This is a genomic window from Gemmatimonadaceae bacterium (assembly GCA_036496605.1).
GTDB lineage: Bacteria > Gemmatimonadota > Gemmatimonadetes > Gemmatimonadales > Gemmatimonadaceae > AG2.
Genome location: DASXKV010000056.1, coordinates 73,977 through 81,184 on the forward strand (window position 1 = coordinate 73,977; position 7,208 = coordinate 81,184).

The following is a 7,208-nucleotide window of genomic DNA, read 5'->3' on the forward strand; positions in this document are numbered from 1 at the left end:
CCCTGCTCACGAACGAAAATGGCGCCCCGTCTTTCGGACGGCGCCTGCTCCCGCACTGTTCAGACTCTATCACACAGAGCGGCATCGGTCTACCTAACCGCCCTGATCGACTCGAGCTCTATGATGAGACAGCCCACGAGGGCAAAATGGATCACCGCGTCGCGAGGTAGTTCCCAAGTAATCGATTGGTCGCGTTCAGGACGGCCAGCGCGGCTCCGCGCGGCATGTCCTCATCGGCGAGGTAGCAACCGACGAGCCGCGTGCCAGCCGAGTCGCGCACCGCGATCGAGACGATCACGAGATTGGAGTCGAAGGCGCGGATGTGCTTCACGCCAATGAGCTCGAACGAGAGCGATCCCTCGGCGAATTCCTCGAGCGCTCGCAGCGCCGCTTCCGCCGCCATGCGCAGATCGCCGAGCGGGCTCGATTGTCCGGCGGAGCGTCCGAACCAGCGCTGCCCTTCGTACTCGAGCTCTACGTTGATCGAGACGTGACCCGAGGGCGAGCGCGAGAAGGAGAACTCGCTGAAGCGCAGTCGCTCCCGTCTGAACGAGCTCTGTGGGCCTGGCTCGGGTGCTCCGCCCGGGTCGGTCCTAGGAAGCGACATGAATGCGCGAGGTGAGAGGCAATTGGGAGTGTCTTCTCCACGTATGACACGAGCGACCATGTGAGTTGGCAACGACGTTCTCTGCTTGTAACCGCCGTCACGGAGGATCTATCTTGAGCGCATGTCTCTCCTCGCAGTAATCGCCATATCGAGCCAAATGTCGAGTGCGCTGGTGGTGGCGCGCGCAGCGACGATCGACGATTCCCTGCGGACGCGTGTCGAGCACCGCATTGCAGAAGTGCCCGGTGCGACGGTCGCGGTCGCGTTTCGCGACCTCACGCGTGCGGACACGCTCTACCTCGCCGCCGACGAGCGATTTCACGCAGCGAGCACTATGAAAGTCCCCGTGATGATCGAGCTGTTTCGCCAGATCGATCGTCACCGGTTGAGTCTCACTCAGCAGCTCGAGCTGAAGAACGAATTCGCGTCGATCGTCGACGGATCGCCGTACACGCTGAACGCGGGCGACGATTCGGACAGTCTGGTTTACACCTGGGTTGGCTCTCCCGTGAGCGTGCATGAGCTGCTCGAGCACATGATCACGCGCTCGAGCAATCTCGCGACGAACACACTCATCGGAGTCGTGGGCGCATCGGCTGCAAACGCGACGGCGCACGCGCTCGGCGCGCGCGACATTCAGGTTCTACGCGGTGTGGAGGATGGGAAAGCGTACGCCGCTGGAATGAACAACATGACGACGGCGCGCGATCTCGCGACGCTGATGACGGCGATCGAGACTGGCGCTGCCGCGTCTCGGGCGAGCACCGACTCGATGCGCGCGGTGCTGACGAGGCAGCAGTTCAACGACGAGATCCCGGCCGGTCTGCCGCCCGGAACGCGCGTCGCGCACAAGACGGGACAGATCACCGGGCACCTTCACGACGCTGCAGTCGTGTATCCGCAGGAGCGCGGCCCCTACGTTCTCGTCGTGCTCACGCGCGGGATCGACGATGAGAAGGTTGCGCGTTCGCTCATCGCCGACATATCGAGATTGGTTTACGAACACGCGACGCGGGCTTCGAGCGCGTCAGCGGCGAGGGACTCCCGATGAAGATTGCCGTTGGTGCCGATCATGCCGGCTTCCCGCTCAAAGAGAGGATGATCGAGACCATTCGCGAGGCGGGACATCAGGTGATCGATTGTGGTGCCGACCGAATCGTTCCTGGCGACGACTATCCGGACTACGCCGAGCGCGTCGCGGTCGCGATCCGCGATGGGCAAGCCGACCGCGGTGTGCTCATCTGTGGAAGCGGCGTCGGCGCGTCCGTGGCGGCGAACAAGTTCACCGGCATTCGCGCAGCACTCTGCCACGACACGTTCTCCGCGCACCAGGGCGTCGAGGACGACTCGATGAACATTCTATGTCTCGGCGCGCGGGTCGTCGGACCGTCGCTCGCCGAAGAGCTCGTAAGCGCATTTCTTCGCGCGCGGTTCTCCAATGCCGAACGCCACGCCCGCCGGCTCGCGAAGATCATCGGCTTCGAGAGTCACACTGCACGAACCTGAAGAACAGCGCGCCTAACGGCCCACTCCAATCGTCAGGCCTACGAACAGCGTTCGACCGGCTCCTGGCTCGTAGAACTTTGCCGTTGCCTGTTTGCCCGCGGCGTTGATCGCCAATGAGCTGACGTACCTCTTGTCGAACAGGTTTTGCACGCTGAATATCGGCGTGACCCAGGGCAGATGCCCGAGACCATCGGCACCGAGTCGCAGGTTGTAGACGGTAAAGCCCGCGGCACGCGCGCTGTTCGCGTCGTCGACATAGACCGCGCTCTTTGCAAGCGCTTCGACCGTGGCGAATTCCGAGGAATAGCGCCACGTGGCGCTCGCCTCGAGCTGGTGTTCCGGAATCCCGGGAATGACGTTGCCGGCTTCCTGCACGCCCGCCGACACAAAGTCGCGGAAGCGAAAATGCGAGTACGTGTACGCCGCGCTCAGCGCCACCGGGCCCACGTTCGTACCTCCCGAGAGCTCGACACCATCGCGACGCGTGCGTCCGGCGTTGCGATAGTACGTCCGTCCGTTGCCGTTAGGCACCTGATAGGGGATGAGCTCGTCGCGCACCTCGGTTTCGAATAAAGCAACGTCGTACTGCAACCGCTCGGCGAGAAGACCCTTCATGCCCGACTCGTAGGTCGTCGAGAACTGTGGCTTCAAGTCGTAATTGAGGCCGGCGTTGCCGTTGGGCTGGTTGCCGAGCTCCGTCGTCGTCGGCGTTTCGAAGGCGGAGCCAAAGTTCGCGTAGAGCGCCGAGAGGCTCGACACGCGTAAGACCGCGCCAGCCATGGGACTCACGGCGTGCAGAAGTCGGTTGCCCGAATCATCCCGGCCGTCCGCCAGGAAGTGATCCTGGAGCTGAAAGCGCACATAATCGGCGCGAACACCGCCGCTGAGATTCACGCGATCCCCGAGCTGGGCCTCGTCACGAACGTAGGGGCCGACGCTCGACACGATCTCGCGTTGATCGAGCTGGGGAGCACCTTCTTCGACGGGAAGCGTCGGGCAGCTGGCGCTGACCGCGGTGACGGCGTTGCAGTTCGCCCAGTTCTTCCGAAGATCGTTCTGCATCGCGCCGTCGACGCCGAGGGTCAGATGCTGCCTAACGGCGAAGTCGACGGGGATGGTGGCGCGTGCGCTTCCACCGTATTGCACCCGGCCGACGTCGACGACGGCGAACGTCTGGGGATTGTAGAGATCGCGCGTCCCGCCATAGAGCTGGGCGAAGAGCTCGCCGCCGCGCGCGTCGTTGAGCAGATGCGTTGCCGAGAGTCCGAACTGCACCTGGCGCACGACCTTGCGCGACAACTTTCGCACTTGCGCCGAGTCGGGAAGCTGCGGATTCGCGTCGAACTGCGAGAGCGTCAGCGCGCCAGGATTCTGCGCCGTCGGCATATCCAGGCCGAGGCCCTGAAAAACGAAGTCGGTCCCGGCGGCGGTTGCGCCGACTCGGGCATAGCCGTTGGTCAGCTCCTGCCGCGAGTAGAGTCGAAAGTTGTCAGAGAGCGTGTGTCCGACATTGCCCTGAAAGAAGACGGCATCGGTCGACCCGCCGAACGTTCCGGTGACGCGTCGCGAGCCGTAATCGCCGATCCAGGAGCGCACCTGCGCGGCGACCGGCCCGAGAGGTGGGCCCGCCGAGCGAATGTCGATGACGCCCCCGCCAGCGTTGCCGTAGAGAGCCGACGCGGTGCCCCGAATGACCTCGACTCGTCCCACCGACTCCAGATCCAGGTAGTCGATTGGCGTCTGTCCATCGGGGAGCGTGAGCGGCATGCCGTCACGAAGAATGCGAATGCTGCGCACGCCGAACTGCGAGCGGGCACCGAAGCCACGAATCGAGATGCGTGTGTCCTGCGACGGATTGGTCCGATTGGCGACGGTAACGCCAGGGAGCAGAAAGAGAGTTTGATCGACGAGGAGGTGTGCCTGACCGGGCCGCGCGCTATCCGGGCGCGTCTCGCTGAGAGCGAATGGCAGGTCGAGCGCCGAGCGGCCAACGTCTCGCGTAATCGTGACGACCGCCGGGAGCCTCGCGACCGAATCCTGAGCGCTCACTGCCCTCACCAAGGTGATCGAGCAGAGAAGCAGGCACGCGCCTTCTCGAAAGCGGCGGGGGGGTCGGGCGGTCGTGTGATTCGGCGACGGCCGAGTGTCCCACAGGGTCTGCATGATTTGGCTCTGATTCGGAGTCTGCTGCCGAGCACCCACGAGGCGAGGCCAGCGTCACTCTTGCACCGCCAATCTATAGCGTGGCACGCGAGTTCCCTCGCGTGGCCGGACTGCTTGATCGCTCGCGGTGACAACGCCCCGTCGGTTCGAGACTCCACCATGCGGGCGCCGAAGAGTATCTTGGTGACAGACCCGGTAGCTCAGTTGGTAGAGCAACGGACTTTTAATCCGTAGGTCGCGGGTTCGATCCCCGCCCGGGTCATGGTTGGATTTCAACGAGATAGCCGCCATCACAGGCGGCCTTTTTCGTCGTTTTGACCCTCGCAACCCTGTGAAGCCCGGGTCGTGTCGACTGAAGTCACAGTCGTCTCGTGTGAAGCCGCGGTCGTGTCGTGTGAAGTCACGGTCGTGTCATGTGAAGCCGCGGTCGTGTCATGTGAAGCCGCGGTTCAGTCGTGCAAAGCGGCGGTCGCCTGCCAACTTGTTCAGGGCGACTGCCAACATTGTCGCGGTCGTGTCCTGCATAGCCGCGGTCGTGTCATGACTAGCCACGGTCGCCTGATGAATGGTCGGCGTCGTGTCGTGTTTGGTCGCGGTCGCGTCCCACATTGCCGCGGTCGCGTCGTGCATTGCGGCGGTCGTGTCCTGCATTGCCGCGGTCCTCTCATACCTTGCCGCGGTCGTGTCATGCACGACCGCTGGTGTCGTCACACATAGCCGCGGTTCCCTCGTGAAGTGCGCGCGTCGCCTCCAGTAGAGCGCGGGTCGCCTCGAGGAATGCGTGCGTCGCCTACCGTTTAGTCGCGGGCGCCTCACGATTTGGTAGTGACTGCTACCGAATCGTCACGGGCGCGTGCGTTTTTTTCTGCGTCGCCTCGTGAGTTGGACGGGTCGCCTTCGAAGTTGGACCGGTCGCCTTCGAAGTTGCAACGGTCGCCTGTTTTGCCGGAGGCGCGGCGCAGGCGAGCGGCCGAGTCGCTCTCGCGAAGCTCCTCGATGCGATCGAACCAGAGCGAGCGATCGACCTCGGTGAAGACTTCGGCATCCTGTGTCAACCGGTGTCGCAACGAGCCGAACGCGGCCTGGAGACGGTTGTCGTAGGTCTTCACGCTGATGCCGAGGCGTAGCGCGACCGCAGCCCGTTTCCATCCCTCGAAGAAGGTTTCGCTGATGATTTCAAGTTGCATCCGCTGAACTGAAGTCCGTTCGGCATATTCAGATGGATGTACTCGAACTGCATTTTCTGCCGCGCCGCGCTCGGCGCAAATGAAATGGTGGAGCACTTCCCCGTCGGCCAACGTCTCGCCTTCGACGCCGGCAAGGGACGGCTCTGGGTTGTGTGCGGCCGTTGCGAGCGGTGGAATCTCACGCCACTCGAAGAGCGGTGGGAAGCAATCGAGGAGTGCGAGCACGCCTTTCGCGCGACGACGTTGCGCGTGTCCACGGACAACATCGGCTTGGCGCGACTGCGAGATGGCACGGAGCTCGTGCGGATCGGCAAACCGTTGCGCCCCGAGCTCGCCGCTTGGCGCTACGGCGATCAGTTCGGACGCCGCCGACGTCGCATGCTGCTTCGCTCCGGCCTGAGCCTCGCCGTCGTCGGAGGCACGATTGCCGGAGGCGCGGCGATGGGCTTCTCGATGGTCGGCGGATGGTGGCTCATGTACCAAGCCGCGCGCGCGGTCACGCGTGGCTCGCCCGAAGCAATCGTCGCCGTGATCACCGATGCGCGTGGCGCGCCCTTGCGAATTACGCGTGCTGCGTTGGCGCTGGCGCGCCTCGCATGGGACGTTGATACATACACCTGGGCTCTCGAGCTGCCCGCGCCGCACTCTGGCACAATGCTCTTGCACAGCGAGGACGCTATGCGCGCCGCTGCGCTGCTGATGCCCGCAGCAAACCGATATGGCGGCTCAGCCGCCGTGGCGCGGCAGGCGGTCGCGCTGTTCGAGGAACACGGCGATCCTGAGTCCCTCTTTCACGCAATGGCCTCGGAATGGGATGGCACCGCGGCGGGCTATCGCGACCTGCCTAACGGGCGCATCGCATTCGTGGCACATGGCCCACACGGCTACCTGACGCGATTGGCGCCGGCGCGGCGGTTGGCGTTGGAGATGGCGGCGCACGAGGACACAGAGCGGCTCGCTCTCGAGGGGGAGTTGCGAGAGCTCGAGGCAGCGTGGCGTCGGGCCGAGGAAATCGCGGCGATCGCGGACGATCTGCTTCTTCCGCCGGGCGTGGGCCGGTTTCTCAGAGAGCGAGGGGATAAGGCCGACGCTCGCTGACGACTCGAGCGACAACGCGGTGCGAAACGACACGCGCGATTGCCAAGAAAGTAGGACACGCTCGTCACCGTCGGCTGGCGGTCCTCCACGTTAGGCGCCGACTTACGCTCCGTCGGTGGCGTCGGTTCTTGTGGCCCCAAGCGTGCAGTGTGTAATTGTATACAGTCACTCTCGAGGAGCCCGATGCGCAAATCCCTCGGCGCGCTTCTGCTCGCCCTCGCCATTGGCGCCTGCAGCGACTCCACGTCGCCGCCGAGCGGCCCGTTGAACGGCAACTATCTCCTCCGTACAGCCAACGGTAGTTCCGTTCCCGGGATTGCGTCACAGGACGCAAGCGGAGTGTACGAGGTTCTGCACGGGCGCATCGTCCTGCGCAGCGATTTCAGCTTCGTCGACAGCCTCCAGGATCGCTTTACGCCGACCGGCGGCGCCGCACAGCCACGAATCGATGTCCGCGTGGGCACGTACGTCCAGACCGGGGACAATGTCACGCTCAGCTTCACCAGCGGCGCCGGTCTCCAGACCTACTCCCTTACCTGGATCGACGCCAACACGTTGGCGTATTCCGAGCCTGAGCTCTCGCTGATCTACGAGAAGTAGCAGCCCTCGTCGTCGAGGCGATCGAAGCGCGCCGCCCAATGGCGGCG

The 7,208-nt window shown here is 64.1% G+C and carries 8 protein-coding genes and 1 tRNA gene; 5 read left to right on the plus strand and 4 right to left on the minus strand.

Translation table 11 applies throughout. The annotated features are described in order from the left end of the window. Positions 1 to 151: 151 nt before the first annotated feature. On the minus strand, positions 152 to 607 hold the full coding sequence (locus tag VGH98_23040) for a hypothetical protein (GenBank protein ID HEY2378875.1): 456 nt from the start codon (positions 605 to 607) through the stop codon (positions 152 to 154). A 121-nt stretch (positions 608 to 728) separates the two neighbouring features. On the opposite strand from VGH98_23040, the gene VGH98_23045 reads away from it, so the two are divergent. Both VGH98_23045 and rpiB read left to right on the plus strand, forming a co-directional pair. Then, the gene (locus VGH98_23045; GenBank protein HEY2378876.1) at positions 729 to 1,658 is read left to right on the plus strand and encodes a serine hydrolase; all 930 of its coding nucleotides are present in this window, start codon (positions 729 to 731) and stop codon (positions 1,656 to 1,658) included. Then, positions 1,655 to 2,113, plus strand: coding sequence for a ribose 5-phosphate isomerase B (gene rpiB, locus VGH98_23050; protein ID HEY2378877.1), 459 nt, complete (start codon positions 1,655 to 1,657; stop codon positions 2,111 to 2,113). The genes VGH98_23045 and rpiB overlap by 4 nt, the downstream gene beginning before the upstream one ends. Before the next feature lie 12 nt (positions 2,114 to 2,125). Here the strand turns inward: rpiB and VGH98_23055 are convergent, their stop codons facing one another. Further along, a complete protein-coding gene (locus VGH98_23055) occupies positions 2,126 to 4,162 on the minus strand; it encodes a TonB-dependent receptor (GenBank protein HEY2378878.1) in 2,037 nt (678 codons plus the stop codon). Between the two features lie 303 nt (positions 4,163 to 4,465). Here VGH98_23055 and VGH98_23060 point away from each other — a divergent pair. Then, positions 4,466 to 4,538, plus strand: a tRNA-Lys gene (locus tag VGH98_23060). Positions 4,539 to 4,708: 170 nt separating this feature from the next. Here VGH98_23060 and VGH98_23065 read toward each other — a convergent pair. Beyond that, entirely contained in the window at positions 4,709 to 4,927 is a 219-nt protein-coding gene (locus VGH98_23065) for a hypothetical protein (protein HEY2378879.1), read from the minus strand. A 161-nt stretch (positions 4,928 to 5,088) separates the two neighbouring features. Then, complete coding sequence (locus VGH98_23070) at positions 5,089 to 5,574, minus strand: hypothetical protein (GenBank protein HEY2378880.1); 486 nt, start codon at positions 5,572 to 5,574, stop codon at positions 5,089 to 5,091. On the opposite strand from VGH98_23070, the gene VGH98_23075 reads away from it, so the two are divergent. Continuing rightward, the gene (locus VGH98_23075; GenBank protein HEY2378881.1) at positions 5,548 to 6,561 is read left to right on the plus strand and encodes a hypothetical protein; all 1,014 of its coding nucleotides are present in this window, start codon (positions 5,548 to 5,550) and stop codon (positions 6,559 to 6,561) included. The genes VGH98_23070 and VGH98_23075 overlap by 27 nt on opposite strands. Positions 6,562 to 6,744: 183 nt before the next feature. Then, entirely contained in the window at positions 6,745 to 7,161 is a 417-nt protein-coding gene (locus VGH98_23080) for a hypothetical protein (protein ID HEY2378882.1), read from the plus strand. Positions 7,162 to 7,208: the final 47 nt, after the last annotated feature.